This is a genomic window from Alteromonas sp. ABD4_190 (genome assembly GCF_056160105.1).
In genome coordinates this window covers 475,610-501,496 of the sequence record NZ_JBSWWN010000001.1, presented here as the reverse complement: position 1 = coordinate 501,496, position 25,887 = coordinate 475,610, and the positions used below count along the sequence as shown (strand labels likewise).

Sequence of the window (25,887 nt, the reverse complement as noted above, 5' to 3'; positions counted from 1 at the left end):
TAAACGCTTATCTCGATAAGGAAAGATAATATGGATATCAATCCTGTTCCCCAGAAACGCTATAACGTGCTTCAGCCTAAATGGTCATCTCATGCGGTTATTTATCAGGTCAACACCCGACAATTTTCAGAAGAAGGAACTTTTGAAGGAGTAAGGAAGGGTCTTGCGCATATTAAATCCCTAGGCGCGGATATTGTTTGGCTTATGCCGGTACATCCTATTGGTGAAAAAAACAGAAAAGGCGAGCTTGGCAGCCCCTATGCCATTAAAGACTATTTGGCCATTAATCCAGAATTTGGTAGCGAAGAAGACTTTAAGGCGCTGGTGGAAGAAGCCCACCGACTTTCGCTGAAAGTCATTATAGACTGGGTGCCAAATCACAGCGCATGGGATAATCCACTGGTTGAACAACATCCCGAATGGTACGCCAAAGATTACAAGGGCGATTTTCGTCCCTCGCCGTGGTGGGATTGGAGCGATATTATTGAATTCGATTATGAGCAAATTGGTCTACGCAAATACATGATTAACGCATTGTGTTACTGGGTGGAAAAGTTTGATATCGATGGCTTTCGCTGTGACGTAGCTGGGTATGTCCCCAACGATTTTTGGCAGCAAGCAGTGCAAACGCTAAGCGCAATCAGGCCTGTCTTCATGTTGGCTGAGTGGGAGAATCGCGACCTTCACGAAAATGCGTTCAATATGACTTACGCATGGAGCTGGAATGAAACACTTCATGAGCTCGCTCACGGAAAGTGTTCACTAGATAGGTTGCGTAAATATTATTCGTGGAACGAACGAAGCTGGCCTCACTGTGCTTACAGAATGACCTTCGTTAGTAATCACGACAAAAATGCCTGGGATGGCACCCAGCGCGAACAATTTGGTGATGCGCTTGAAGCCTGCATTGCTTTATCGGTAATAGGTGAAGGCATGCCCCTAATTCACAACGGGCAAGAAGCTGGGGAAACCAAGCGTTTAGCGTTTTTTGAGCGCGACCCTATACACTGGCAAGAACATGAAATAGGCAACTTGTATCGCAAGCTAATTGCTCTTAAAAAATCCAAAGCCGTGCTAGGAAATGGAGAATACGGGTCAAGAATGATTCAGGTCCCGAACTCGAAAATGGACAAGGTTTTTAGCTTTGTACGTCATAACGAGCGGGAAAAAGTGTTTGTTTTTATTAACTTTTCAAATGAGCAGCTTGATGTAACGTTTGAAGAACCATTGTTTGAAGGTGAGTATACGCACTGGAAGCGTGACGAAAATAAAACTTTTGGCGCTGATTCCATGTGTAAACTCGCACCTTGGCAGTTCGAGATATGGGTGGCATAACGCTGTGATCGTTTAGTGTCATTTTTAACTACAAAAGGTAAAAAGCACTAATGTTTTTTTACTAAGTGAAAATTAAGGATGAACGATGACTGCGAATGATTCAGCTGAAAAAACAGAAGACCGCTCGTTAAATAATCATGCAGCGCTTAAAACTTCTATTGCCAATGGTGATGTTGAAGAGGTAAAAGCGCGTCTTAAAGGCCACGCATTAGATAAGCTAGAAAAAGGTTATCTTATCGATCTCGCCCGCTTGAGTGGTAACAGTGAAATAGCGCAAGTGATTAATTCTACACCGGAAATTTGAATCTATGCCTCATAGACCTAATGTGTAACACATTAGGTCTATTGGTGTGATTACTAAGAGATACTGACGTGTACTAGGCTATTCTGACATAATCTGCCAGTCAGCTATAGACAAGGAGCGGACCTTCAACGTCCCAACAATCGGCGTGTAGTTTTTCTCGCTCACGGCGTCATGGGCGCGTAAATTAATAAGCTTGTTATACACTCAGGCCCGGTTCCACTCAGGCTGGTACAGCCAAATCAAGAGCCGCTCTAAATCGCTTATTCTTTTTTTATCGGCTACTTCTACCCAGCTTACTTTTATTTTTTCCCGAATGTACTTGTTACGTTCAGGTTTCTCTGGAATTTTAGCAAGAAGTGCTCTTTGCGCAGCATGTGAACTATCACCAGAAATATGTTTTCCGAAACGATCTTTTAAACCAGCTCTCCCGGCCGCTTGCCCCACGTATACAACATTATCTGTCTCGTCATACAGCATATAAACACCATGCACATTTGTCGCTGATGCTTGCCCTAGTGGGACCCGCTCTCCACCAACTATAGACCTAACCTCTGGTAGGAAGTCCTTTAGACGCTCCTTTATCAGATCATACAATTCCATGTAAATTTCCTTGTCTCCCGGTGAGCTTGCGAACGATCTAATGCATTTGTCAGCCACTTTCTAGCCCCAACATCCTTGAAATCGAGTTGCCTGATGCATCATCTATATTTTTCGCGGTAGTAACAGTTTTGTTAATACCATCTAAAAAAGGTACGTATCTTGAAAAAAATCCTTTCTTCGCAGGGTCCCTTTCAACTGCACTTTTAACCATGTCACGCTTTAAAGCAAGGGAACCGAAACTAGCCTCTAACTCTGCCTCAATTCCTTCTATGCCTCTTATTCTGTAGCCAATTATTGCTTGTCTTAGTCCTTCTAAATTCCTAATGAGCAATGCTTTTAACTTCGGCTCAAAGTCCAAACTTAATACGGACTCTGTTAATTCAGAAAGTACTTTCTGAATTCGCTGTATCTCTTCGTGATTAATAGTTGAAACGGTAACTTCTCTGCTTAACCGATCTGAACAAAACTGTAGGCCATAAATCGTTGGTTCATCCAACAGTCGTCTTCCTGTTTGCCATGGGCCTTCTAAGTTTATTTGCGAGAATAGTTTCTCAATATTTTTGAATGGTTTTAGAAATAGATCATGGTCAATATTTTCTAGGTCTTTGATTCTATCCTGTGTTTTATAAGACACTTGAATCATATCTGACAACATTCGAAGGATTGCTCCGGTATCAGACTCATCCACTTTAAAGACAGTTGACCATACTGTTCTGACCTTAGAATTTTCATTCTTTTTACGTGCTTCTTGCAGCAAATCACATAATCTGCCGGCAGGATCGGATTTTACTTCCAATGTATAAACCTCTGTTTGGTAGCTAACAGCTTATTACTTATGAACTTATAGTAACACTCATTTCCCACAAAAAAACCACGACCCGTGTTTTCAGAGGAAAGACAATTGGAAGTCCGCTATACGTACTTGGCCGACCTACAAGCTTTGTCGACAGGCATCAAGAGACAAACACTGGACATACTCGCACAAGCGATAGCTAAAGACCGATTGCGTTTGTCACGGTGCAAAACTACTAATCAATGCAGCCCAATCGTTTTCAAGCTCACTAAAAGACTTACCAGTAACTGCTTGGATATTCTCTCCAGCATAAATTTTCAAATATTGGTCTAAACCATAATTTTCGATCAGGAACTGCGTAAAGGCACCTTCTTGTAAATACGCCAAACGCCTACCTGTTCCCGTTTTTGCTGAGTGTCTTACATTTTCTGTTTCAGTCAAAGGTATTAATCCGCCGTAGCTAACCGACGTTTCTGCTACTGCTCTATACAAATCTTGACTAAAATCAGGGTATTCAGGAGATTCACCAAATCTGTGTTGTAAGAACACGGCAAGACCATCATCAAAGAAACGATCTTCATAGCCGTTTTTCTTCTTTTTACGAAAGTCACTGACAGCATACACGTGCGTTAATTCGTGGATGACAGCCATACCGCTGTTTTCTGACTCTGCTGACGAGAAGGCCGAAAGAACTCTTTTCTCTGGAATGTGAATCGTGTTCCAATCTTGGTAAGGAGTACGACGCTTTTTGGAAATAAATACTACCAAGTCTTCTTGAATTGGAGTTCCATTATATTCTTCAGATTGGCTTAAATAAGCTTTTACAACTTTTTTGTTTTCGCTGACTCTTGATGCGAGTTGCTCAACTACTGTAATAGGGACGTCGGCATCATATTCGATGATAAAGTCATCAGCTTTGAAAGTGTTTGCAAACGTTGATGTAGAAAGCAGCAGGCTGATTAATAAATACTTATTGTTCATATCACTTCCTTGTGGGTGCACATAAATTTATGTTTAACGTAACACTCATTTTAATCACAAATCTATGTTTTTTGAGTTTCTGGAAAAACTATGTGTCCGCTTTACGTACACTGGACACTATCAGAACTCATTCAGCTCTGTAGTTGCTCGTTTCAGATAAAATGATGAACAATAAACTTATGCAAGTGTGTTCCCTCACTAAAAAAGTGAGGAAGCATGCCTTAACTCGTATTTCCGTGATTAGTATTATTTAAAACGATTCTGCAGGTGAGAGCTTTGCTTCAGGTTTTCAACTTCATTTTCAACGGGCTTTTCAATTTTAGACACTGCGTAGGCAACGCCAAAGCCTAAACAGCTTCCCACCAAAACATCTGATAAATGATGTGCATCGCGCTTAGTCCTCGACTTTCCAATAACTGCTGTAGCAGCTAAGCCTGCCGCTGATGCTAATAGTAAAGGTCCGGAAGTGCGAGGTATTGAGCCTGCCACTGCCGCTACTGCTGCCGCATGTCCTGATGGCATAGAATTAAATTTATCTTTTAATGCTGGGCCTTTTATTTCAGGGCCAACCTCAGCTCTAGGACGCTTTCGTCCAATCAATCTCTTAAGGCCCGCATTAAGTAGACCAGCCACTGAGGCTGATAACGTCGATTTTAGAAGGAAGCGTTGTATGTTCGGAGCGTCGGTCATCTTTGATACGGCATAGGCTGAACCTGTTATTGCGACGACTGATGGTGGCGTCGTTGCATTACTTAACTTGCTAGAAGTAATAAGGCTATCCTTACTGTGCGCTCCATCTGCACCGGGCTCATTCATTTTTCGCAGTGCTCGGTACGCGAGTAAACTTTTAATTCCTGTGGAAGCTAACATAAAAAATCCTTTATTCGATGAAGTGGTGTGGAAGGAGATCGATACGTGCAGGCTCGATAGCACGTCTACTAAAAAGTATCTGAGCAATAAAAAGAGCCGCACGAGCGGCCCTTGTCTTGCTAAGGCATTACTCTTCCGTATTACGGTCTAAATTTCCTTCAGATGAGCGCTGATAACGCTTAAATTCGGTGCGTGTAATCAATTCATCATCATTTAAATCGATTTTGTCGAAATTGCGTGTTACGCCACTTCGCGAGGCTTCAGCTTTAGTAAGCTTACCGTCGCTGTTAGCGTCCATCATCTCAAATTTACTGCGCGCAATGACCGCTTCATCTGCGATAACCGTATTATCGTGAACAACAGTATCTTTGGCTACTTTATCGACTTTTGTCTTTTCTAGGTTTCCATTAGCTTTAAGCTCAGTTTCAGCTCTTAACTCGTGAGTGAGCCTTTTATCTTTTGTCGCGGCAACCACTTCATCTACATCGGTATCAACGTTAACCTTCGTTTCCATTGTACCTTTTGCCCCCATGCTTTCTTTCATCGATTGTACCGTTGCAAGCACGTCGTCATCGAAATGTTGAGGGTGCTTCGTTACATGAGCATTGAACTCTTTAATTGAAAGCTGCATGTCTGAATTGGTATCAATTTTGGAAAAGTGCGCATAAATCTCATCGTCGTCAGCTTCTTCTCGTGAAATATAGCCGTTGTCATCGTTATCCAAATCGGCAAATGTGGTGTCTATTTTTTCGATACCATTGCCAGCAAACGTGGCAGTAGAAAGTGCGGCGCTGATTAGTGTAGCAATTGTTAATTTTTTCATATCTAACTCCTTGGTTTTTCGGCCTCCATACTGCTTAAAAACGGAGGAGAGTATTCACATGGAGTTATTCACAGCATATGCCATTTCAATAAAAGGTTTTTAGATCATTGGTTTATGCTTTTTGAAAGGTTGGGAGACAACAGGCGGAATTGTGAGAACTATAGAATTTTCTGAAAAAGTTACTCGCTATTTTTGACAAAAACGGAACACGTTAAGCGGAGAATGTTGTGAATGCGAGCAACAATCGACCTGCCGTTATTCAAGCAGCGAATTTTGTTTAGTATAATGCCATTAGGTTTCTAATGAGTATTCAATGTTTGTTACGGTAAACGTTCAAATTTTGTAATGGCTTCTAAGTTTTCTTCCCACGCAGCTTTGCTTACGCCGAAGATATGTGCAGTAGGTTTAATCAGTAGTTTTGTATCCAGACACCCAGCGGGTACCGCTAGAATGTCACCGAGTTGAGTACACGGAAGGGCTGAACCACAGATTTTACAGAAACTTTTGCTATGACGCGTGTTCTCGAGCGTGAAGTTGACTATAGCGTCAACACCCGATGCCCAAGTTAATATAGCCGAATTTGAAAACAGGTTGGCTGCGAAGGCCGAACCTGTATCCTTTTGACAGTGTTTGCAGTGGCACAGATAAAAACTGTCAAAATCACCCTCAATTTTAAAAGTTACCGACCCGCACAAACAAGACCCTTTGTAATTTTTCATCAAAACTCCTTTTTTGTGAAATAACACTATTTAAAGCACCAAGATAGCTACCGTCTAGCAAGCCAGTCGTAAAAATGCGCCACGCCCGCTTCTAAAAACGGTTCAATGGGGCCGTGTTCTTCTTCGCCTGATAAATAAAGTGCCCTTCGGCCTTTTTCTAACGATAGGCAGGCTTCTTCATCTTCTACCGCTGTTTCCATATAGGCCGCTTTTTCTGCTGCAAAGTAGTCTGGCATATCTTTATATAGCGCTTCGGGATAATAAAATTCTACGTGGTTTATACACGCGTTCGCACCCTTGGGATAAATCGTGCTTACAACGATAATGTCTGGGTACCACTCAATCATAATATTAGGGTACAAAAAGCACCATATTGCGCCAAAACGAGGAAGTGTTTGCCCAAATCGTGCCAATAATGCGTCTTGGAACTCTCTGTAACGTGGTGTTGTGCGCTTGGTAAGCTGGTCGCCTAGCCCAACTTTTTGAACTGAAAAATCATCGCCAAAGGACCACTCTAAATCATCGGGCTTAACAAACTGACGAAGCCCAGGGTGCATGGAGTACACGTGATAGTTCTCTAGATAGATCTCGATAAATGTCTTCCAGTTAAATTGATATCCCGTGGTTTCAGAACCGGCGTAAAAGTAATCGGTAAAGTCGAGATAGTCCTCAAGCCCAAGGGCAGATAAGTCCATATTAGGAGATCGCCCTCGAAATAGAAGACCGTTCCACACTGATAGCGATTCCTTTTTCAACTGACCATTAGGTACACCCTTAAAGTGGGGGGTACCTTTGAGCAGGCCTGTGTTGTCATAGCCCCAGCAGTGGAGTTTACAAACAATGCTGCGTGCTCGACCTTGCCCTTCAAGAAGTTGAGCTTGTCGATGTAAGCAAACATTGGATATAAGTTCATAATTCTCGTCCTGATTAAACAACGCATAACGGTCGTTAAAGTGAGGAAGCACTTGATAACTAAACTTCTCTGGCACCATTAGGGAATGGCCCGCATAAGCAAGCCCTCGAGAGAATGCCTGCTCGACTTCTTGCCGGCTTTCATCAGCATCAAAGTAACTTTTTATAGAAGGGTGGGTAACGGTTTTCATAGTTTAAAATGAGTGCTAAAAACGCATTGCGTTAAGTAGAAATAATATAAGCGCTATGTATCACTGAATTGATTAAAAAAATAGCAATATTTTTGTTCAAAGCACTATTTTTTTTAAAATAACGGAGTAGAATCCGCGCACCTTAATTTCGATGTGACTCTCATGGACATTGGCTTCCATCACCTTGAAGAAAAGCGTTTATTAACGCTTTCTTTTTATATTGCCGGCGCATTTGTCTTTATTGCGCTTGGTTTTGCCATTTTAACAAGTTCTGGCGCTATTTTATTTGATGCCGCTTACTCGTTAATTGCTTTTGTTATGTCAATGCTAACGTTAAAAGTGGCTAACTTGGTTCAACGTCCTGATGATGACCGGTTCCACTTTGGTTACACGGCAATTGAGCCTACGCTAAACATGTTTAAATCGCTTATTATCATTGCCACTTGTGTATATGCCGTCGCGAGCTCTGTTCAGAGTTTATTAGCAGGTGGTCACGCAGCTGAATATGGTATTGGTATGGTCTACGGTGTTGTGGCAACAGTTGGCTGTTTTAGTATCTCTCTCTACATGCGTGTAAAAGGTAAGCATTTACTGTCCGACTTAGTAAAAGTGGATTCTCACACTTGGATGATAGACGGTGTGCTAAGTGCATCCATTTTGTTCGCTTTTATTTTGGCCTACGCGCTGGAGTTGACGGAATATAGAAGGCTGTCGCCGTACGTTGACCCCGTTTTATTGATTATTCTTGGCACGGCAATGTTGCCGGTGCCTTTTAAGATTTTGCGTGAAAGTCTTAACGAGGTCATTAATAAGGCGCCTCCTGAAGCAATATCCGCAGTAATTGAAAAAAAGTTCAAAAAGACATTGGCCGACGTACCATACGAACATGTAGAAGTACGAATTAGTAAGCGGGGTAGGGATGTTTATCTTTTAGTCCACATCATTGTGGATGATGCATTCTCAATTGCTACGATCAGTGAATTAGACGAAATTCGACTGAAATGTGAAGCAGAGATGCGCGAGTGGGATCCTGCAATCATCATGGATATTTTGTTCATAAAAGATCCTGAACTAGCAGAGTAATGATAAAGGGTGGAAATGAGATTTCTCGTATTCACCCTCTTCGTGGCTGGCAAAATTCTCCAAATTTTCCGATAATCAAGTCTTTAAACTAATTGAAGATGTGATGGAAACGCGACTTCCGCTATACAAAAAACTGCTGGTAATGTACCGCATAGAACCGGGGTGTCTTGGGCCGCAAGGTGCTGACTACGTCGAGGAGTTTTGTGTATTTGCCAAAAAAAAGCTAAAAGACAACCATGGTCATTGTTTGCGATGGACCATTAAGCCCCGCTACGACAAGACACTGCCCGAGCTTGAATTCCAGATAAAAAATGCCGTACTTTCCCGTGACAATGCGGCTAAATATATGGATAGCTTTGGCATTGATATCGACACTTTTGAAGAAGAGTTAGAAGAATCACTCGCCGATTTGGTTGATGCGTTTTTTGAGCGCTAACTTTTATATTGAGCAGCTATGGTATACGTCGCCGTCAAAAACACTGAACAGCGAAAAATTTTTCTAAGACCAGAGCCCGAAACCACGTCTCAAAAAAGGAAAAGACAAAAAAGAAAAGTACAAAAAAGCCCCGCCATTTCTGGCGAGGCACGCTTATTCATTTTGTTAACGTGAAGCAGCAAACTAGCTTGTTAGACTAGTTTAAAGATTTCAGCTTTTGGTAACCTTCAGCTTCTAGCTCATCATTTACGCACTCCAATACAAATGCGGCTTCTGACTTGCCTTTTGTGCCTTCTTCTTCAGCGATTTCTTTACAGAACTGAGTTAGTTCAGCTACTAGTTCCGCAGGTGCTTCTTCTGATGCAGCTGCAATTACAGAGAACGCCATTGCGCTTAAACCTACTAAGCCTAAACCTATAAAGCGTAAACCTTTCATAATTACCTCGTTAAATAGTTGTGTAAATATTTACGAGCTGGATATTGCGCCTAAGTTTTACTATTAAAAAGCTAATTTTTTTGTTCTAGAAGACAAATTCTTTTCATCAAAAATTTAGCAATTTTTTTGACTCTTAAAGTGTCAGGAAGCGAATAGTTAAGGTGGGAAGTTTTTTTGATATCTGGGTAGTTCAGGATTTAAGTGAATGGGCTAGGCTCACGCTAAAGTGTAAACCTTTGATGGGCATTTTAAAGGCTTTTTGGCATAATGCGCGGCCTAAAGTAGAAAAGTAATGACAGCGCTGAAACCATGCCCACAATAAATAACGTATTCTCTTCAGATGGCCTCCTTGCGGGTGCTATCAAGGGGTTTGTACCTCGCGAAGCTCAAACTGAAATGGCAAAGGCGGTTAAGCGTGCTATTGATACTACGGGTAGTTTGATTGTTGAAGCGGGAACGGGAACAGGAAAAACTTTCGCCTATCTTGCGCCAGCATTGTTGAGCGACGGAAAAGCCATTGTTTCTACAGGGACTAAAAACTTACAAGAGCAGCTATTTCACCGCGACTTACCACTGGTAAAAAAGGCCTTGGGCAGCAAGCGAAAAACGGCACTGTTAAAAGGCCGTTCAAACTATCTTTGTCTTCACCGGGTCGCGCAGCACAGCGGCAACTCTACGCTGGTTGAAAAAGAGGTATTGGGTCAGCTTTCAGAAGTGAAACGTTGGTCTAGTACGACGAAAACAGGTGATATGGGGGAGCTTAAAACCCTTCCCGAAGATGCCCGTGTTTTACCGCTGGTTACCTCTACTGTGGATAATTGCTTGGGCCGCGATTGCCCAGATTATGAAGATTGCTACTTGGTAAAAGCGCGCAGAAAGGCGCTGGAAGCAGATATTATCGTAGTTAATCACCACCTTTTCTTTGCAGACATGGCACTTAAAGACACAGGGTTTGGCGAGCTCATCCCTGAAGCTGATGCGATTATTTTTGATGAAGCCCATCAAATTCCTGATATTGCGAGTGATTACTTTGGTGAGTCACTTTCGACAAGACAAATTCACGACATTGCGAAAGATATCACGCTGTTGTTCAGAACAGTGCTAAAAGATGCTGGGCAGCTAGATAAAGCGGCTGACAAATGCAGAATGATTGCCTCTGATTTACGGTTATTGTTCCCAGATACTGCGGAGCGGGGTAACTGGGCTGAGGCGCTAGATCGTGACGACGTGCGCATGCAGGTGGGCAAGCTGGCCGAAGCGCTAGGTGTACTGCATGAGGTGTGCAAGTTACATATTGGCCGCGATAAAGATTTAGACAACATGTACGAACGCGTTGTGGCTGCAAGAGAGCAGTTAGATGCGTTAAGCGATAACAAGCAAGAAAATGTGAGCTTGTGGTATGAAACGACTCAGCGTCACCTCATTATGCATTTAACGCCATTATCGATTGCGGCTAAATTTAGGCGTTTTGTATCATCGCCGCCGCGAGGATGGATTTTTACCTCGGCAACCTTAATGGTAAACGGCGGTTTTGATCACTTTCAGCGCCGCATGGGCTTAGAAGATGCTGAAACGTTGGGTTTGGATAGCCCGTTTAATTATCCTGAACAGGCCATGCTATGCGTACCCCGTTATTTACCCGAGCCCAATAGTTACGCTATGCGCGAAACCTTGTTAGAAACAGCTAAGCGGCTAATCAAAGCAAGTCGAGGTAGATGTTTCTTACTGTTTACCAGTCATGCCATGCTTAGGGAAATTGCGCAGAAGCTAGAAGATGAGATAGACAATCCGCTACTGGTGCAAGGGACTACCACCAAGCAAGCATTGTTAGATGCCTACCTTGCAGATGAAAAAGCCGTACTAATGGGCACAGGCGCATTTTGGGAAGGGGTCGACGTACGCGGCAACGACTTGGTTTGCGTGATGATTGATAAGCTGCCGTTTGCGTCACCCGATGACCCGCTGCTTCAAGCGCGCATGGAAGATGTAAAGAAACGAGGCGCAAATCCATTTGGCGTTATCCAAATTCCCCAAGCTGTTATTACGTTAAAGCAGGGGGCTGGGCGACTCATTCGAGATCCATCAGATAAGGGCGTACTGGTAATTTGTGATAATCGATTAGTGACAAAACCTTACGCCAAAACCTTCGTTGGTAGCTTACCGGATATGAAGCGTACAAGAAGCTTGGACGAAGTAGAAAAATTTTTAGCCGGCATTGATGAAGCCTAAGTTAAAGCACTGAAAAAAGCGGTTAGCGTGTATTACACCATTACCCCATTTTCAGCTTATATGAAATAAGAGATAAACATGAACATTTTAGCTATAGATACCGCAACCGAAGCCTGTTCGGTTGCGCTTCAGTTCAACGACACAGTGATTACGCGTTTCGAAATATGCCCTCAGCAGCATAGTCAGCGTCTTCTACCCATGGTGGATGAGGTGTTAAAAGAAGCAAAAGTTTCGCTGGGCGACCTAGATTTATTGGCTTTTGGCCGAGGTCCAGGCAGCTTTACTGGAGTTCGTATAGCTACGGGTATGATCCAAGGACTTGCGCTAGGAACGGGGTTAAAAGTCGCCGGCGTAAGTACCCTTGAGGCGATGGCGTTTGAAGTGGCGAATAAAGCTGAAAACCGAGAGGCGATGATAGCTGTTGCGTCAGATGCGCGTATGGGTGAAGTGTATTTTGCTGTTTATAGGCAGACAGAAGAAGGTGTTTCTCTCACTATAGAAGAGCGAGTTTGTCCGCCCGAAGTGGCTATTGACCAACTAAACATGCTAAGGGAAGAAAATAGCGCGGCTGTGATTGCTGTTGGCACAGGCTGGTCTGCTTATGATGAGCTTACTCAATGGAAGTCTGAAGTCATTGGTGAAACAACGTGCGATGTTACACTTCCAAACGCGCAATTCATGCTAAAGCTTGCACACGATGCTTATGACTTAGGTGAAGTGTCTGAAGCCGTGAATGTACAGCCTGTTTATTTACGCGATAAAGTAACGTGGAAAAAGTTACCGGGAAGAGAGTAGAAGCACTAAAAAACGTACCGTATTAAAGCGAACGCAACACGACGGTTTTCTCTTGTATGGTACGTTTTTTGCCTCAGCAATCTCGTATGATTATCAATAATAATTTCGCATTACCGTCTTCCGAACCTTCGCAAGGCCGTGTCGCTAAAATTAACAAAGACCCCGAACAGCAAAGTAAAGGGCAAAGTGAGTCGTCTTTCAGGGCGATCGTTGTTGCGCCCGACGAACAGGGAACGGATAACGCCAAAGCGTACCAACAATTTATCCGTGAAGATGGCAACACCTATTCTCAAAATGCGATAGCCTCTTACACCAGTTTTGAAAAACAACAGCAACGTGAATCTATCCAATCAATGTTTGGCGTAGATATCTACGCATAACTCTCCACAGGCCATTGCTTTTTACTTACAAACTAATTCTAGCGAATTGTTAAATTTCACAAACAGTGTTGAACAAACTCCTATTATATCTGCTCTAATCTATGTGTTGTATTTACACGCTTTCTTGTTTATGAAACAGATAAGTTGAACGACAGTGGTTGTCGTTTCGTAATAATGCTAATGTTTAAGTGCTGGAGTGCGGTTTTTCTTTGTAACTGAAAGAGATACGTAAAAGTATATTAGAGTTTTTAGATGTAGTGCCGCATGTGGATTTCATTTGGAACACTTGGCGTTTTATTTGTAATCCATACAAGCGCAAAATTTTTCTAGGGTTCACAGGAGCGCTTTAATGTCTCGTTATTTAGTTTTACTTACGGTCATGTTGTTTACTGGCTGTACCATAGTTCCAGAAAGTATCGATGTACCAGAGGGTACCCAGTTAGTCAGCTACTCTAAAGCGGTCACTTCGGGTGCTAATGAGCAAGGTCAAAAGGCGCGTTGGGGAGGGATGATTGTTGGTGTTGAAAATAAACCTAATAAGACTCTTATCGAACTTGCTCACTTCCCCTTGAACCACTACGGTAAACCTTCTACGAACGGCGAAACGTCGGGTCGATTCAAAGTTCAAATAGACGGTTTTGTTGACCCTATTGTTTTTGAAGAAGGACGTTCCGCTACATTTCTAGGCACACTTACCACGCCAACTGCTGGCATGGTGGGGGAGCAACCTTATATTTATCCGACGATCATCGCTGAAGACTATCATATGTGGAGAAAACAAGAGGTTTACGATGTAAACACTTATTTCTTCAATTACCATACAGGTTGGTACTCACCATTTTATCGCTTCAATGGCCCTTGGATGTACCCGCACTTTAATCGAACTCGAGTTATCCGTTATCAAAACGCGCCTAGCAAAGCTAAGTTACCATCGCGCAATTCAGGAGCGAGTAACTCCAGAACAAAGTCGACAGCGCAGCCTTTGCGCGCTGATAAACAAAAATAGTATCAAGAAACGGAGCGGCATCTAATTGCCGCTTTTTTATTTTCGGCGGAAGATGGGTGTAAAGGAGGCGGCAACTATTTGCCTGTATGGAGTTTTATGATTGAAACAGAGTTCAATATTGGATCATTACGCCTAGCTGCGTTAGACAACCAAGGTGCTGGCAAAGTTGTTATCGGTTTGCACGGGTACTTAGATAACGCAGAAAGCTTAAGGCTGCTATCGCCTTACCTACAAACCCACCGCTTTGTTGCAATTGACTTAGCAGGGCATGGGCGTTCATCTCATCGAGTTCATGGCGCGCATTACAACCAAGCAGATTACCTGCAAGACTTGTACGCCTTAATTGAGTCCCAAAATTGGGAAGAGGTTATTCTACTAGGGCACTCACTTGGGGGAATCCTTGCTAGCTTATTCGCAGCTCTCTTCCCAGATAAAGTCTCTGCCGTTATTAGTATTGACGCATGCGGCCCGCTTACAGAAAGTGAAGAGACTACCGCATCGCAAATGCGAGAGTCTATTATCAGCCGTCATGCCAAATCCCGTAATAAGTTGCGGATCGTTGATTTAGAAGATGCCGTAAAAGCGAGATGCAAAATTTCAGACATTTCAGAAGATCACGCGCGTTCAATATTGTCTCGAAACTTAACCCAAGATGCAGGAGGGCATTGTTTCTGGGCGAGCGACCCAAAACTTCGTACAAAATCATCACTAAGGCTTACAGAAAAGCAGGCAGAATCTCTTATGCGTGCTATTGTATGTCCTGTACTTTTTATCGGTGCATCTAATAGCTTTAAAAATCTAGAGTTAGTCTTTCCAAAGAGGAAGGGGTGGTTTTTAAATGCACAATACGAACAATTAGTAGGCGGTCATCATATTCACATGGAAAATACTGATGATGTAGGGCTATTAATTCGCAATTTTGTTGAGCAATTGTAAATTGCGCCGTTTATTTTTTTTTACACTTCCTATACTATTCGCAAGTTATCAGACCAGTTACATGGGCACGTCTTCTAAAGTGCTCATTAAATAGTATAAGAATAAAGTAGAGGAGGTTTTGGTGGAAAAAACCTGGCTTAAGCATTACGACCCTCGCGTTTCCGCAGAAATCGATGCCGATCGTTACGCATCTGTAGTAGACATTTTCGAGCAGTCGGTTAAGAAGTTTAAAAACAAAGAAGCCTTCATTAACATGGGGCACTCAATTTCGTTTGAGGAGCTAGATACCTTATCAGCGCAGTTTGCTGCATACTTACAGTCTAGCGGCTTAAAACGCGGTGATGCTGTGGCAATTATGATGCCTAACCTCCTTCAGTATCCTGTGGCTATGTTTGGGATATTGCGTGCAGGTATGGTTGTGGTTAACGTTAACCCGCTGTACACCGCCCGCGAATTGAAACATCAGTTAAACGATGCCAACGCTAAAGCTATCGTCATTGTCGAGAACTTTGCTTGCACTCTTGAAGAGGTTATCGGAGATACTAACCTACAAGAAGTCTTTTTAACGGCATTGGGTGATATGTTGCCTGCTCCTAAGCGTTGGGTGGTGAACGCGGTTGTGAAGTACGTTAAAAAGATGGTTCCTTCATTCAACCTGCCTGAAACGACTTCATTTATGTCGGCGGTTAAAAAAGGTCAGTCTCTCAAGTACACGCGCCCGGACATCGACAGTGGCGATTTAGCCTTCCTTCAATACACAGGTGGAACGACCGGTGTTTCTAAAGGGGCTATGCTAACTCACCGCAACATGGTGGCCAACCTAGAGCAAGTGTCAGGTATTCTTGAAACCGTGATTGAAGAAGGCGAAGACTTTGTTGTTACTGCGCTTCCGCTCTATCACATCTTTGCGCTTCTGGCGAACTGCTTGATGTTCGTTAAATACGGTTGCCGGAACTTACTTATTACCAATCCACGCGACATGCCGGCTTTTGTAAACGAGCTTAGCAAATACCCGTTTACCATTTTGCCTGGCGTGAACACCTTATTTAATGGCCTGTTAAATACGCCGGGGTTCAGCGAGCTTGATTTTAGCAAGTTTAAGTTTGGTCTAGGCGGCGGCATGGCAGTTCAGCGCCCCGTTGCCGAAAAATGGGAAAAGGTTACTGGTACCGTTCTTCTTGAAGGTTACGGCCTGACAGAGTGTTCACCTGTTGTTGCGGTAAACCCTCCACAGATTGAAGCCTATAAGGGCGCAATCGGAATGCCGGTTCCTTCAACAGACATCAAGCTTCTCGATGACGATGGTAATCCAGTTGAGAAAGGCGAGCCTGGTGAAATGTGGGTGAAAGGCCCTCAGGTGATGAAAGGGTATTTGAATCGTCCAGAAGCAACAGAAGAAATTCTGAAAGACGGTTGGTTAGCCACAGGTGACATTGCTACGGTAGATGATGAAGGTTACTTCTATATTGTTGACCGTAAAAAGGATATGATCCTAGTCTCAGGCTTTAATGTGTTCCCTAACGAAATTGAAGAAGTAGCTGCAATGCATGACAACATTGTTGAGGCTGCGGCAGTTGGGGTTCCTCACGAGGTCAGCGGTGAAGTGGTGAAATTATTCGTAGTACGAAACGACGACTCACTCACTGAAAAAGACGTTATCGCGCACTGTCGTAATCACCTAACGGGTTACAAAGTGCCTAAGCAAGTTGTTTTCAAAGACGACTTACCAAAAACCAATGTAGGTAAAATACTGCGTCGGGAGCTTCGAGACTAATTTCATAGAAATAGTTTTGTAAAAGCCGGCGTAAGCCGGCTTTTTTATTACTGTGCAAAAATATGCAATATCAATTAATTACAACATCTGAACAACTTGAAAAAGTGTGCACTGCAGCACAGCGTCAAGAGGCGGTAGCCTTAGACACCGAATTTGTAAGGACCCGTACCCTTACGCCTCACTTAGGCCTGATTCAGCTTTACGACGGCCATCAACTGGTTCTTATCGACCCGCTTGCCATCGACAACATGGGCCCGTTTATCGAGCTTATGGAAAATACTGAAGTAGTAAAAGTACTGCATTCGTGTTCAGAAGATATAGAGGCATTTCTCACAGCCTTCGACACGGTACCAACACCCGTTTTCGATACACAGTTGGCGGGTAGTATTTTGGATATGGGGCCGTCACTTGGTTACGCAAAATTAGTGGAGCTGCTATGTGATATAACGCTAGATAAAGGAGAGTCGCGAACAGACTGGATAGCGAGACCCCTTCGCGAATCGCAACTGAGTTATGCCGCAAACGATGTATTGTACTTATTGCCATGTTACCAACAGCTAGCCAGTAAAGTGCAAGAAGCGGGCAAAGTGCATTGGATTTACCAAGAAATAGCGTTGCTAGTAGATAAAAAGCGTGCCCAAATGCCTGAAGATTTTGCTTATCTAAGCATTAAGAACAACTGGCGATTAAACAGCGAGCAGCTCACAGTATTACAAGCGCTGGCCGCATGGCGTTTAAATACGGCACGCAAGAAAGACTTGGCGCTAAACTTTGTTTTCAAAGAAGGCCATTTATTTGAAGCGGCGCAGCGTCTGATTGATAGTAAATCTGGCCTTTCGCGCATTAACGGCGTGAATCACCAATCGGTACGTCGCTATGGCGATACTATTATTACACTAATTGAAGAAGCAAGAGCGAAGTATGCGCAAACGCCAGAGAAGCTACGGTTACCTGTTGTGCTGCGGCTCATCGATATTGCTAAATACAAGAAAACCCTTGCTGAACTTAAAGTAATTAGTGATCAAATTGCAAAAGATAACAACGTTAATAGCGACGTTGTCGCCTCTAAAAAACAGTTAAATCAATTGTTAAAATGGTATTGGTTTCCGGTAGATGAGACCCGTGTACAAGGGTTAACGCCTGATGTGCTATCTACTTGGCGTGAGCCATTGTTTCGACCTCACGTAACCCGACTGTTAGGCGACGCGCCTTCCCAGTAACCTTCTACAAAACAATGTGGGCGTGCAAAAGTGAAAAATTTCACGGCCGCACTCATTACTAAGCGAGTAAATCATTTATGTTATGCGCAGTTTATAAAACGCGAAAAAAAGAAGGCATGTATTTATATGTGCCCAAAAAAGATCATTTTGAAGATGTACCCGAAGCGCTGATGGAAACCTTTGGTCGCCCGGAGTTAGTGACCATAATCGCTTTAGAAAAACGAGAAAAACTAGGTATGGTCGATAAGCAAAAGCTCATTAATGAGCTTACTGAAAAAGGTTTTTACCTGCAGATGCCACCTAAGGAAGACAACCTGTTAGAGCAGCATCGCGAATCTCTTGGACTTTCAAAAACTCCGGATAAAAAGTTTTAAATATTCATGTTAGTAAAAATGATAAACCGCTTAGTCGCTCGACTGACGGTTCACACTAAGCGTAGTAGCTACAGGTTGCTGCCCAAGCCGCTCAACGTGGCCGTGCTTATATCGAGTATCTCCTTAAGCCTTTCGGTTTCGGCTTACGCTGAAAACAAGCCGAGTAGTGACAATGGGCTTAGTGAAGAAGGCTTTAAACGCTATATCGCTCAGCTTAAAAACGAAGCAGCTGCAAAAGGTATAGATAAAGCTAAGCTAGAGCAGGCGTTCGCTGATATCACTTTTAGACCTACCGTTGTTAAATCTGATAAAAGTCAGCCAGAGAAAAAAATCACTTTAGATGACTATTTGGCAACGCGAGTGCCAGATTGGAAAGTAAAGCAAGCGGTTGGACAGTACAACGAACACAAAGAGCTGCTTGAAGAAATTGCCCAAAAATATGGGGTTCAGGCTCGGTTTATTGTCGCATTGTGGGGTAATGAGTCTAATTTTGGAAAAATTCAGGGCAATTTTAGCGTGTTGTCTGCGTTAGCATCTTTAGCCTATGAAGGGCGAAGAGAAAAGCTGTTTAAAGATAATTTTTTTGCCGCACTTCGCATACTTGATGAAGGGCATATCGATGTAAAGGCCTTTAAAGGTTCTTGGGCCGGCGCGATGGGACAAACACAGTTTATGCCTATATCCTTTTTAAACTACGCGGTAGATTACGACGGCGACGGCAGAAAAGATATTTGGGGCACCAAGGCTGATGTGTTTGCATCAATTGCCAACTACTTATCCTCTGAAGGATGGGATAGTGAGGGGACGTGGGGACGTCAAGTAACATTGACCAAACAGGTGCCGTTTTCAGGGTTAGCTAAATCGAATATGAAACCACTGACGTTTTGGCAAGAAAATGGTGTTAAACGCTATAACGGCAGCGAGCTTCCCAAAGCTAATGTTGATGCGTCACTGATTATGCCGGATGGTGAAAAAGGCCGAATCTACTTGGTGTATAACAATTTCCACACGCTGATGAAATGGAACCGCTCATCATACTTTGGTGTGTCGGTGGGGTATTTATCAGAGCGGATAAAGCGAGGTTACTAATGACTTATCGTCACATCGATTTTCAAGGTAATGAAATAGCGTTACCTACAAGTAAAGTGGTTTGTATAGGTCGCAACTACCTTGATCACATTCAAGAAATGAACTCTACGGTGTCTGAAGCACCGCTGCTGTTTATGAAACCTAAGGCTGCGTTGTGCCATATGCATGAGTCCATTGCTATTCCCACTGACAAAGGCGAGTGTCACAACGAGCTTGAAGTGTCAGTACTGCTAAAGTCACCGCTTAAAAATGCCAATGAGAATGACGTCACAAACGCCATTTGGGGAATTGGTTTGGGACTTGATTTAACCCTTCGCGAAGTGCAGGCCGAGCTGAAGAAGCAGGGGCAGCCATGGGAAAGGGCCAAGTCTTTTGATAACAGTGCACCGCTTTCAGGGTTTGTGCCGTACAGTGAAGTAGGTAACCTCGATGACTTGCGCTTTACCTTAACCATAAATGAAGAGTTAAGACAGCAGGGGCGTACACAGCTGATGTTACACAAAATCATTCCGCTAATTGCCCATATGTCATCTATATTTACGTTGGATAGTGGCGATGTGATCCTTACGGGCACGCCTAAAGGCGTAGGTAAACTCAGCCCTGCAGATAGGGTAGAGGCATCGTTAGAAGGCCTTTTATCGGTGTGCACAAAGGTAATAGCTGAATGACAGTAGCATTTTGGGAAACTAAATCTTTAGAAGACATGACCCAACAGGAATGGGAGTCTCTCTGTGATGGTTGTGGTAAATGTTGTCTGCAAAAGTTTATTGATGATGACGCGGTAGAAGAATACGAAGTTACCGATCATATTAATGATAATGAAAAGATTCACTATACCAATATTGTTTGCACGTATTTGAATACGAAAAAGTGTGAATGTACTCAATATGCAAGACGCACCGAGCTCGTACCAGATTGCGTGAAGCTGACTAAAGAAAACCTCAAAGATATTTTCTTTATGCCCAATAGCTGCACTTATCGACGCCTTTATGAAGGGCGGGGTTTACCCTCATGGCACCCCTTGTTGAACAAGGGTAAGAAAAATGTAATGCACGCAAAGGGTATGTCGGTACGGAACAAAACGGTGTTTGAAAGTGATGTGGATCTCAACAATTTTGAAGATTATATCGCCATTTGGCCGTTAGAAGATTTAGATTAAACCCTGCGAGTTGTGACTATACAAGTTCAACACCTCACCGTTGTTAATTTTGATTTTAGACTAAAGAGCGCAAGTGAAATGCGATTGACTCGCTTATACTTACGCTTTTCTTACCCGATATTCAAAGGCTTAAAGATGAGTAAATTGAGGGCTAGTGCTTCGATATTATTGGTAGCCACAACTTGTATAGGCACATCATTAAAAGCAGAAAGCCTAGATATTAATTACAGCGGTTCGGTTAGAGTACGTTTTGAAACGCTTAATAATCCAATCTTTCCTACAGACGAAAACATTCGGGCTAAAACGAATCAACGCCTTTCAACCCGAATTAGGTTAAAAGGCGAAGCCAACTATGGAAATTGGGGTGCTGTCGCTGAGATAGAGGACTCCAGGGCTTATCTCGATGAGAATGATCCCACTCTCAAATCTTCGCAGGTGAATACGCTTGAGCCAGTACAGTTGTACATCACTTACAAGGGTATTAGCGAGGCTATAAATAGCTTAACTCTTGGACGCGTAACACTAGATCACGGCAGTCGCCGACTGATGGGGCGCACACGATTTAGGAACGCTACGAATAGCTTTGAAGGTGCATTAGTTGATGCAACTTGGTCTGGATGGCATGTTCGTGGTTTCTATTTGCTGCCACTTACTCGCTTTCCATTAGATTCGGCCTCAATCGATAGTAATAAACGCGCTTTTGATAAAAGTTATAGTAATCAAAAATTTTATGGCGTTTATGCTGAATCAGAAGATAACACCTGGAAAGTGCACAGTTACTGGCTGAAAGAATCTGACTCAAAAGAGCTAGCGACAAAAAATCGTGACCTGTTTACCTTGTCGGTGGATTATTCGAAAACCTTTTCAAAAGATTGGAAATACAACATAGAAGCGATAGGGCAAACTGGTCAGGCAAGGCAGTCTACATCAACATCAGACATAGATGATAAAGACGTTACCGCTTGGATGGTACATAGTCACATCGGCAAACAAATCAGTGCTTCTACTTTTATTAGAGCAGAAATTGATGCAGCAAGTGGTGACAATGATAGTACTGACGACACCATAAAAGCCTTTGACTCTCTTTATGGTTTACGGCGGTTTGATTTCGGCCCAACGGACGTATACCAAACATTTCCTCGTAGCAATATATTGGCACCGGGGCTAAGAGGCGTTACAAAGCTAAATGACGATAACACGCTGATGCTGGGGTACAAAGGACTGTGGCTTCAAAAGGTGGCTGAAGGTGAAGAGGACTTTTTAGGGCACCAAATAGAGTTTCGCTTACGATATCAAGCATCTGCACCATTAAGATTCGAACTAGGCGGTGCATACCTTGCTAAAGGTGATGCGTTAGAAACTGGCGCATACCCCGACGATTCCATGTACGCCTATACGGGGGTAATGTACTCTTTCTAAGAGTATTTACAGATTATAGAAAAGCATTGCCACATAAACAGGAAATATTGGGGCTGTTGGTGGCTAGATTGCACATTTAAGCAGGTTAGATAGTGAGTGCATAAAGAAGCGCGTCTCTTCCAAATACGCGCTTTCTACACAGTCCTTCTTTCACACCGCCAATTCGCTCGGCAACACGCATGCTCGCTTTATTGTTTGGTTCAACAAAGCACTCTAGTCGGTGCAGATTCATTTGCGAGAATGCGAGCTTTTTAAGCGCTTCACAAAGCGCCGTCGCTAAGCCTCTACCGCAAGCGTCGGGTCTTAACCAGTAGCCGAGGTTTGCGGTTAAATGGGTGTGATGAATATGATTGATAATACCCATGCCCAAACACTTTTCGTCATGCATTAACAAATAGGTAAGACCGTAACCCGTCTGACGGGCTTTCTCCATATTATTAATACATAGCTTTGACAATGCTGGCGTGACAGGGCACACCGCAGAGCCGAACCAAGGCTTTACATGGTGAATAGATTGTTGGCCCGCATCACACAGCGCATTGCAGTGTTTCTCTGCGATACGCTGAATGCTAATTGGGCCTTGCTCCGACTGAATAGGAGGCAGGCGAGAGGGTAAAATGGATAAGTCGATCAAAAGGGTTTCTTATCCAGTAAGCGGCAGGTAAATACAACGGCAAATACAGCGAAGTAAGCAGCAAAGATGATTTGCATCCACTCTGCCATTCCCATAGACAAAAATTGCCACGTGTCTTCTAAACAGTCACCCTCAGCAGCAAACACTGCGGGCAGCCACTCATGAAGCTGTAACCATGAAGGAAAGTTAGGCACTATTTCACAGCTGGCAAAAAACGGGTTGGCAGCGTTTAGAATGCCTACATGCTCTTTGGCAATTAAATAGCCCCAGCCTGAAGAGACCGCCCAACCAGCAAAGCCAAGCATTCGGGTGAATCCGTTGTTTTTTAAAACCACTATAAGTGCCGACAACACAATGCCGTACATAGCAGTTCGCTGATAAATACACATAATGCAGGGTTTCAAGCCCATGCCATATTGGAAGTACAGGGCGGCAACTTCCAATGCTAGTGATGTAGCAAAAAGCACAAGCCACGAAGACTTGTGCTCTGCCCACTGGCTTATGCCGTGAATGATACCGCGCATAGATTAATGGCCTACCGCTTGTGCGCCTGCTTCAGCTGCAGTGTGGTGCTCAATAAGGTGCATGTCGTATAGCCATTGAGTAGCATCTGCAAGCCCAATATAGGTCGCTACCAGACCAACAATAGTAAGTACTATCGTATATGGCAACGCCATCATAACCATGCGGCCGTATGACAAACGAAGTAGAGGTGCGATGGCTGAGGTTAGCAAGAATAGGAATGCCGCTTGACCATTTGGCGTTGCAACACTTGGCAAGTTGGTACCCGTATTAATTGCTACAGCAAGCATGTCGTACTGGTCGCGAGTAATTTGACCTGCTTGCAGCGCAGCCGTTACCTCAGTGATATACACCGAGCCTACGAATACATTGTCACTCACCATCGAAAGCACGCCATTGGCAAGATAGAACATGACCATTTGCGTTTCGCCTTCAAACGACAGTACCCAATGGATAACTGGCTGGAATAGGCCTTGGTCAATAATAACCGCAACTACACCAAAGAAAACACAAAGTAGAGCTGCGAAGGGCAGTGCTTCTTCGAATGCTTTTCCTAACGCGTGCTCTTCGATTACGCCACTCATCGAAGTCGCAAGAACAATAACAGACAGACCGATAAGACCCACTGACGCCATGTGTGTAGCTAAGCCGATTATTAACCAAACACCAATTAGTGCTTGTACTACTAATTTGGCGGTTTCACGCTTGCTGCGGCCTTTGTCCATATGGTCGTTGTAGTCGACCAAAATTTGTCTTACCGCTGCAGGTAATTTTGCACCGTAAGAAAACATTCCGGTTTTTTCTAACACGACGGTAGTTAACAAGCCAAATACAAACACTGGCAGTGTGACAGGCGCCATGCGGATAAAGAACTCAACGAAGTCCCAGCCGGCCTTGTCTGCAATAATCAGGTTTTGTGGTTCACCTACCATGGTCATAACACCACCAAGGGCTGTACCTACCGCTGAGTGCATCATAAGGTTGCGTAAAAACGCTCTGAAGTCTTCTAGGTCGTGACTTCCTAATTCGTCATCACTGGTGTGGTCGTGATCTGAGTGAAACTCTTTGCCCGACGCCACTTTGTGATAAATAGAGTAAAAGCCCAAGCCGACACTGATGATTACCGCCACTACCGTTAGCGCATCTAGGAAAGCCGATAGAAATGCAGAGGCAAAAATAAATGAAAGCGACAGTATTAGCTTATTACGTACCTTGATAACCAATTTGGTGAATAGGTACATAAGTAAATCTTTCATGAAGTAGATGCCAGCCACCATAAATACAAGCAGTAGCAGAACCTCTAAGTTCACTTCAATCTCATGCATCATATGACCGGGTGTCGTCATGCCGATAAACATGGCTTCAATAAGAAGCAGCCCACCTGGCTGAAGCGGGTAACATTTAAGCGCCATTGCTAGCGTGAAAATAAACTGAATGACAAGCGTCCAGCCAGCAATATATGGGTCCACCATGAAGATGAAGGGATTAACAATGAGAAAGGCAATAATGGTTTTTTTATACCAGTCGGGCGCATGTCCCAGGAAATTCTTATAGATCGCCGCGATCATTGAGGTTTGCATGAGTTCCTGTTCCTTTTACAACAAAGCACGCATTTTGCGCATCTTTATACTATGTAGTTCCGGTTATTGCATACTTAAACTGCTGGTGCTGTACGAATTAATTCGTCTAACCGCCGTTTCGCAGCTGTCATTATAGTCGGAAATTAAGCGTACATGATATTACCGCCTTGAGAAAGCAATTCACAGACCCCACCTTGTGAAAGTCACTGAATAATTATCACTTTTTTGATGATAATTATCATTAAGATAGAAAATGCTGACTATTTCGAACATAAAGTAAACAATCAATGCTTAAATGGCTCTGAAATAACACTTAGATTTTAACAAGTTGTTAAAAGCTTTTGTGGACTAAGCATAATTCATTGTGATAATAAAAGAGCATCTGGTACAATCAGTTGCAGAATAACAAGAACGTGCAGGCGATTAGTTATGATTTATAAGGCACAGAGTCCAGCCGGATTCGCCGAAGAATATATTGTTGAGTCTATCTGGAGTGGAAGATTTCCACCTGGCACCATTTTGCCTGCGGAGAGAGAGCTTTCAGAGTTAATTGGTGTAACGCGAACCACTTTACGGGAAGTATTGCAGCGTTTGGCACGTGATGGTTGGTTGACCATTCAGCACGGCAAGCCGACCAAAGTGAATAACTTCTGGGAAACCTGCGGTCTCAACATTCTCGAGACACTTGCTCGCTTGGACCAAGAAGGCATTCCGGAATTGGTCGATAATCTGCTTGCTGCGCGTACAAATTTAAGTGCAGTTTTCATTCGAGGTGCTATCCGTAACAATCCTCAAGCGTCTGCAGATATCATCGCTAGATACAAAGATGTCGAGCAAGAAGGCTTAGCGTTTGCTCAATTCGATTATCAAATGACTCACGATTTAGCGCTTGCCTCTAATAACAACGTTTTCGTTTTGATGATGAACGGGTTTCGCGGGCTTTACTCGCGCATCGGCGGTTACTTTTTCTCGCACAAGCAAGCACGGGACGTTGCAAACAAGTACTACGCAGACTTGCTTGAAGTGGCAGAAAAGGGCGAATACGAAAAAGTACCAGTAGTGGTAAGAAACTACGGTATTGAGAGTGGTAAAGTCTGGCTTGCTATTCGTGACGAAATGCCAAACGACTTAGTAGATTAAAGGTTCTGAACTCTCATTCTGTTCATCAAATCTGCGCCTTGTAGTCGACCTGTAGTCGTTAAGAGAGCTAGATTTAAAACACCGCATGTTCTAAAGAACCTGCGGTGTTTTTGTATGTGAGCTAGATGGATTCAACTTTTAGTAGAG

General features: G+C 43.4%; 28 protein-coding genes. 17 read left to right on the top strand and 11 right to left on the bottom strand.

The features are described 5' to 3' along the window. Positions 1-30: 30 nt before the first annotated feature. Together ACXAFM_RS02260 and ACXAFM_RS02255 are read left to right on the top strand one after the other, a co-directional pair. A complete protein-coding gene (locus ACXAFM_RS02260) occupies positions 31-1,335 on the top strand; it encodes an alpha-amylase family glycosyl hydrolase (protein ID WP_474833044.1) in 1,305 nt (434 codons plus the stop codon). A gap of 85 nt (positions 1,336-1,420) precedes the next feature. Beyond that, positions 1,421-1,639, top strand: coding sequence for a hypothetical protein (locus ACXAFM_RS02255; RefSeq protein ID WP_474826526.1), 219 nt, complete (start codon positions 1,421-1,423; stop codon positions 1,637-1,639). 204 nt (positions 1,640-1,843) lie between these two features. Here the strand turns inward: ACXAFM_RS02255 and ACXAFM_RS02250 are convergent, their stop codons facing one another. The 7 genes from ACXAFM_RS02250 to ACXAFM_RS02220 all read right to left on the bottom strand — a co-directional run bounded on the left by ACXAFM_RS02250 (position 1,844) and on the right by ACXAFM_RS02220 (position 7,528). Continuing rightward, positions 1,844-2,239: a GIY-YIG nuclease family protein gene (locus tag ACXAFM_RS02250; RefSeq protein ID WP_474826524.1), complete on the bottom strand. Its 396-nt coding sequence runs from the start codon at positions 2,237-2,239 to the stop codon at positions 1,844-1,846. A gap of 49 nt (positions 2,240-2,288) precedes the next feature. Then, on the bottom strand, positions 2,289-3,035 hold the full coding sequence (locus ACXAFM_RS02245; RefSeq protein ID WP_474826522.1) for a hypothetical protein: 747 nt from the start codon (positions 3,033-3,035) through the stop codon (positions 2,289-2,291). 216 nt (positions 3,036-3,251) lie between these two features. Next, positions 3,252-4,013: a hypothetical protein gene (locus ACXAFM_RS02240; protein ID WP_474826520.1), complete on the bottom strand. Its 762-nt coding sequence runs from the start codon at positions 4,011-4,013 to the stop codon at positions 3,252-3,254. A 246-nt stretch (positions 4,014-4,259) separates the two neighbouring features. Next, the gene (locus tag ACXAFM_RS02235; RefSeq protein ID WP_474826518.1) at positions 4,260-4,883 is read right to left on the bottom strand and encodes a phosphatase PAP2 family protein; all 624 of its coding nucleotides are present in this window, start codon (positions 4,881-4,883) and stop codon (positions 4,260-4,262) included. A gap of 127 nt (positions 4,884-5,010) precedes the next feature. Continuing rightward, positions 5,011-5,706 carry an EF-hand domain-containing protein gene (locus ACXAFM_RS02230; protein WP_474826516.1) on the bottom strand — a complete coding sequence of 232 codons (696 nt, stop codon included), beginning with the start codon at positions 5,704-5,706 and terminating at the stop codon, positions 5,011-5,013. A gap of 320 nt (positions 5,707-6,026) precedes the next feature. Continuing rightward, a complete protein-coding gene (locus ACXAFM_RS02225) occupies positions 6,027-6,425 on the bottom strand; it encodes a GFA family protein (RefSeq protein WP_474826514.1) in 399 nt (132 codons plus the stop codon). Between the two features lie 47 nt (positions 6,426-6,472). After that, positions 6,473-7,528 carry an aromatic ring-hydroxylating oxygenase subunit alpha gene (locus tag ACXAFM_RS02220; RefSeq protein WP_474826512.1) on the bottom strand — a complete coding sequence of 352 codons (1,056 nt, stop codon included), beginning with the start codon at positions 7,526-7,528 and terminating at the stop codon, positions 6,473-6,475. A 162-nt stretch (positions 7,529-7,690) separates the two neighbouring features. Between ACXAFM_RS02220 and ACXAFM_RS02215 the strand changes: the two genes are divergently transcribed. Both ACXAFM_RS02215 and ACXAFM_RS02210 read left to right on the top strand, forming a co-directional pair. Further along, the gene (locus ACXAFM_RS02215; RefSeq protein ID WP_474826510.1) at positions 7,691-8,611 is read left to right on the top strand and encodes a cation diffusion facilitator family transporter; all 921 of its coding nucleotides are present in this window, start codon (positions 7,691-7,693) and stop codon (positions 8,609-8,611) included. A 103-nt stretch (positions 8,612-8,714) separates the two neighbouring features. Further along, positions 8,715-9,047, top strand: coding sequence for a hypothetical protein (locus tag ACXAFM_RS02210; protein WP_136782985.1), 333 nt, complete (start codon positions 8,715-8,717; stop codon positions 9,045-9,047). 196 nt (positions 9,048-9,243) lie between these two features. Here ACXAFM_RS02210 and ACXAFM_RS02205 read toward each other — a convergent pair whose 3' ends face one another. Continuing rightward, a complete protein-coding gene (locus ACXAFM_RS02205; protein WP_474826508.1) occupies positions 9,244-9,483 on the bottom strand; it encodes a hypothetical protein in 240 nt (79 codons plus the stop codon). 309 nt (positions 9,484-9,792) lie between these two features. On the opposite strand from ACXAFM_RS02205, the gene ACXAFM_RS02200 reads away from it, so the two are divergent. The 12 genes from ACXAFM_RS02200 to ACXAFM_RS02145 all read left to right on the top strand — a co-directional run bounded on the left by ACXAFM_RS02200 (position 9,793) and on the right by ACXAFM_RS02145 (position 21,864). Next, a complete protein-coding gene (locus ACXAFM_RS02200) occupies positions 9,793-11,712 on the top strand; it encodes an ATP-dependent DNA helicase (protein ID WP_474826506.1) in 1,920 nt (639 codons plus the stop codon). Positions 11,713-11,790: 78 nt separating this feature from the next. Further along, on the top strand, positions 11,791-12,507 hold the full coding sequence (tsaB, locus tag ACXAFM_RS02195) for a tRNA (adenosine(37)-N6)-threonylcarbamoyltransferase complex dimerization subunit type 1 TsaB (protein WP_474826504.1): 717 nt from the start codon (positions 11,791-11,793) through the stop codon (positions 12,505-12,507). Positions 12,508-12,563: 56 nt separating this feature from the next. Next, positions 12,564-12,887, top strand: coding sequence for a hypothetical protein (locus tag ACXAFM_RS02190; RefSeq protein ID WP_474826502.1), 324 nt, complete (start codon positions 12,564-12,566; stop codon positions 12,885-12,887). Positions 12,888-13,236: 349 nt separating this feature from the next. Continuing rightward, the gene (locus tag ACXAFM_RS02185) at positions 13,237-13,893 is read left to right on the top strand and encodes a Slp family lipoprotein (protein WP_474826500.1); all 657 of its coding nucleotides are present in this window, start codon (positions 13,237-13,239) and stop codon (positions 13,891-13,893) included. Positions 13,894-13,989: 96 nt separating this feature from the next. Beyond that, on the top strand, positions 13,990-14,829 hold the full coding sequence (locus tag ACXAFM_RS02180; protein ID WP_474826498.1) for an alpha/beta fold hydrolase: 840 nt from the start codon (positions 13,990-13,992) through the stop codon (positions 14,827-14,829). A 121-nt stretch (positions 14,830-14,950) separates the two neighbouring features. Next, complete coding sequence (fadD, locus tag ACXAFM_RS02175) at positions 14,951-16,603, top strand: long-chain-fatty-acid--CoA ligase FadD (RefSeq protein WP_474826496.1); 1,653 nt, start codon at positions 14,951-14,953, stop codon at positions 16,601-16,603. A 62-nt stretch (positions 16,604-16,665) separates the two neighbouring features. Continuing rightward, positions 16,666-17,823 carry a ribonuclease D gene (rnd, locus tag ACXAFM_RS02170; RefSeq protein ID WP_474826494.1) on the top strand — a complete coding sequence of 386 codons (1,158 nt, stop codon included), beginning with the start codon at positions 16,666-16,668 and terminating at the stop codon, positions 17,821-17,823. Positions 17,824-17,900: 77 nt separating this feature from the next. Beyond that, a complete protein-coding gene (locus ACXAFM_RS02165; protein WP_474826492.1) occupies positions 17,901-18,197 on the top strand; it encodes a YcgL domain-containing protein in 297 nt (98 codons plus the stop codon). 6 nt (positions 18,198-18,203) lie between these two features. Then, complete coding sequence (locus ACXAFM_RS02160; RefSeq protein ID WP_474826490.1) at positions 18,204-19,286, top strand: lytic murein transglycosylase; 1,083 nt, start codon at positions 18,204-18,206, stop codon at positions 19,284-19,286. Continuing rightward, complete coding sequence (locus tag ACXAFM_RS02155; RefSeq protein ID WP_474826488.1) at positions 19,286-19,954, top strand: fumarylacetoacetate hydrolase family protein; 669 nt, start codon at positions 19,286-19,288, stop codon at positions 19,952-19,954. Before ACXAFM_RS02160 ends, ACXAFM_RS02155 begins: the two co-directional genes overlap by 1 nt. Continuing rightward, the gene (locus ACXAFM_RS02150) at positions 19,951-20,445 is read left to right on the top strand and encodes a YcgN family cysteine cluster protein (RefSeq protein ID WP_474826486.1); all 495 of its coding nucleotides are present in this window, start codon (positions 19,951-19,953) and stop codon (positions 20,443-20,445) included. Before ACXAFM_RS02155 ends, ACXAFM_RS02150 begins: the two co-directional genes overlap by 4 nt. Positions 20,446-20,580: 135 nt before the next feature. Further along, complete coding sequence (locus ACXAFM_RS02145) at positions 20,581-21,864, top strand: alginate export family protein (protein ID WP_474826484.1); 1,284 nt, start codon at positions 20,581-20,583, stop codon at positions 21,862-21,864. An 85-nt stretch (positions 21,865-21,949) separates the two neighbouring features. Here ACXAFM_RS02145 and ACXAFM_RS02140 read toward each other — a convergent pair whose 3' ends face one another. From ACXAFM_RS02140 to nhaB, 3 genes are read right to left on the bottom strand one after another with little or no spacing between them, the layout of a single operon-like run. After that, entirely contained in the window at positions 21,950-22,498 is a 549-nt protein-coding gene (locus tag ACXAFM_RS02140) for a GNAT family N-acetyltransferase (protein WP_474826482.1), read from the bottom strand. Then, positions 22,495-23,022, bottom strand: a complete 528-nt coding sequence (gene dsbB, locus ACXAFM_RS02135) for a disulfide bond formation protein DsbB (RefSeq protein ID WP_474826480.1) — start codon at positions 23,020-23,022, stop codon at positions 22,495-22,497. The genes ACXAFM_RS02140 and dsbB overlap by 4 nt, the downstream gene beginning before the upstream one ends. Before the next feature lie 3 nt (positions 23,023-23,025). Further along, on the bottom strand, positions 23,026-24,600 hold the full coding sequence (nhaB, locus tag ACXAFM_RS02130; protein ID WP_474826478.1) for a sodium/proton antiporter NhaB: 1,575 nt from the start codon (positions 24,598-24,600) through the stop codon (positions 23,026-23,028). A 429-nt stretch (positions 24,601-25,029) separates the two neighbouring features. On the opposite strand from nhaB, the gene fadR reads away from it, so the two are divergent. After that, positions 25,030-25,740 carry a fatty acid metabolism transcriptional regulator FadR gene (gene fadR / locus ACXAFM_RS02125; protein WP_474826476.1) on the top strand — a complete coding sequence of 237 codons (711 nt, stop codon included), beginning with the start codon at positions 25,030-25,032 and terminating at the stop codon, positions 25,738-25,740. Positions 25,741-25,887 lie beyond the last annotated feature (147 nt).

What these genes read in the sequence shown, in the direction of transcription:
- ACXAFM_RS02260 (WP_474833044.1), top strand. Translation starts at nt 31, where the DNA reads ATGGATATCAATCCTGTTCCCCAGAAACGCTATAACGTGCTTCAGCCT.
- ACXAFM_RS02150 (WP_474826486.1), top strand. Translation starts at nt 19,951, where the DNA reads ATGACAGTAGCATTTTGGGAAACTAAATCTTTAGAAGACATGACCCAA.
- ACXAFM_RS02190 (WP_474826502.1), top strand. Translation starts at nt 12,564, where the DNA reads ATGGTACGTTTTTTGCCTCAGCAATCTCGTATGATTATCAATAATAAT.
- fadR (WP_474826476.1), top strand. Translation starts at nt 25,030, where the DNA reads ATGATTTATAAGGCACAGAGTCCAGCCGGATTCGCCGAAGAATATATT.
- ACXAFM_RS02185 (WP_474826500.1), top strand. Translation starts at nt 13,237, where the DNA reads ATGTCTCGTTATTTAGTTTTACTTACGGTCATGTTGTTTACTGGCTGT.
- tsaB (WP_474826504.1), top strand. Translation starts at nt 11,791, where the DNA reads ATGAACATTTTAGCTATAGATACCGCAACCGAAGCCTGTTCGGTTGCG.
- nhaB (WP_474826478.1), bottom strand. Translation starts at nt 24,600, where the DNA reads ATGCAAACCTCAATGATCGCGGCGATCTATAAGAATTTCCTGGGACAT.
- ACXAFM_RS02200 (WP_474826506.1), top strand. Translation starts at nt 9,793, where the DNA reads ATGCCCACAATAAATAACGTATTCTCTTCAGATGGCCTCCTTGCGGGT.
- ACXAFM_RS02240 (WP_474826520.1), bottom strand. Translation starts at nt 4,013, where the DNA reads ATGAACAATAAGTATTTATTAATCAGCCTGCTGCTTTCTACATCAACG.
- ACXAFM_RS02250 (WP_474826524.1), bottom strand. Translation starts at nt 2,239, where the DNA reads ATGGAATTGTATGATCTGATAAAGGAGCGTCTAAAGGACTTCCTACCA.
- dsbB (WP_474826480.1), bottom strand. Translation starts at nt 23,022, where the DNA reads ATGCGCGGTATCATTCACGGCATAAGCCAGTGGGCAGAGCACAAGTCT.
- ACXAFM_RS02235 (WP_474826518.1), bottom strand. Translation starts at nt 4,883, where the DNA reads ATGTTAGCTTCCACAGGAATTAAAAGTTTACTCGCGTACCGAGCACTG.
- ACXAFM_RS02205 (WP_474826508.1), bottom strand. Translation starts at nt 9,483, where the DNA reads ATGAAAGGTTTACGCTTTATAGGTTTAGGCTTAGTAGGTTTAAGCGCA.
- ACXAFM_RS02165 (WP_474826492.1), top strand. Translation starts at nt 17,901, where the DNA reads ATGTTATGCGCAGTTTATAAAACGCGAAAAAAAGAAGGCATGTATTTA.
- ACXAFM_RS02255 (WP_474826526.1), top strand. Translation starts at nt 1,421, where the DNA reads ATGACTGCGAATGATTCAGCTGAAAAAACAGAAGACCGCTCGTTAAAT.
- rnd (WP_474826494.1), top strand. Translation starts at nt 16,666, where the DNA reads ATGCAATATCAATTAATTACAACATCTGAACAACTTGAAAAAGTGTGC.
- ACXAFM_RS02180 (WP_474826498.1), top strand. Translation starts at nt 13,990, where the DNA reads ATGATTGAAACAGAGTTCAATATTGGATCATTACGCCTAGCTGCGTTA.
- ACXAFM_RS02230 (WP_474826516.1), bottom strand. Translation starts at nt 5,706, where the DNA reads ATGAAAAAATTAACAATTGCTACACTAATCAGCGCCGCACTTTCTACT.
- ACXAFM_RS02145 (WP_474826484.1), top strand. Translation starts at nt 20,581, where the DNA reads ATGAGTAAATTGAGGGCTAGTGCTTCGATATTATTGGTAGCCACAACT.
- ACXAFM_RS02160 (WP_474826490.1), top strand. Translation starts at nt 18,204, where the DNA reads ATGTTAGTAAAAATGATAAACCGCTTAGTCGCTCGACTGACGGTTCAC.
- ACXAFM_RS02210 (WP_136782985.1), top strand. Translation starts at nt 8,715, where the DNA reads ATGGAAACGCGACTTCCGCTATACAAAAAACTGCTGGTAATGTACCGC.
- ACXAFM_RS02225 (WP_474826514.1), bottom strand. Translation starts at nt 6,425, where the DNA reads ATGAAAAATTACAAAGGGTCTTGTTTGTGCGGGTCGGTAACTTTTAAA.
- ACXAFM_RS02220 (WP_474826512.1), bottom strand. Translation starts at nt 7,528, where the DNA reads ATGAAAACCGTTACCCACCCTTCTATAAAAAGTTACTTTGATGCTGAT.
- ACXAFM_RS02215 (WP_474826510.1), top strand. Translation starts at nt 7,691, where the DNA reads ATGGACATTGGCTTCCATCACCTTGAAGAAAAGCGTTTATTAACGCTT.
- ACXAFM_RS02155 (WP_474826488.1), top strand. Translation starts at nt 19,286, where the DNA reads ATGACTTATCGTCACATCGATTTTCAAGGTAATGAAATAGCGTTACCT.